Consider the following 406-nt stretch of genomic DNA (forward strand, 5'->3'; position numbering starts at 1 on the left):
CCCTCCAGGCCGGTGTCCTCAAGGGCGAGGTCAAGGACGTCCTGCTCCTCGACGTCACCCCGCTGTCCCTCGGCATCGAGACCAAGGGCGGCATCATGACCAAGCTCATCGAGCGCAACACCACGATCCCCACCCGGCGTTCGGAGGTCTTCACCACCGCCGAGGACAACCAGCCCTCGGTCACCGTGCAGGTCTACCAGGGCGAGCGCGAGATCGCGGCGTACAACAAGAAGCTCGGCATGTTCGAGCTGACCGGCCTCCCGCCGGCCCCGCGCGGCGTCCCGCAGATCGAGGTCGCCTTCGACATCGACGCCAACGGCATCATGCACGTGACCGCGAAGGACCTGGGCACGGGCAAGGAGCAGAAGATGACCGTCACCGGCGGCTCCTCGCTGCCGAAGGACGA

General features: G+C 67.2%; 1 protein-coding gene. It reads left to right on the forward strand.

The annotated features are described in order from the left end of the window. On the forward strand, window positions 1–406 hold a 406-nt coding region (locus tag QK442_RS36280), incomplete at both ends, for an Hsp70 family protein (protein WP_282698403.1).

Source organism: Streptomyces sp. CC208A (assembly GCF_030010625.1).
GTDB lineage: Bacteria > Actinomycetota > Actinomycetes > Streptomycetales > Streptomycetaceae > Streptomyces.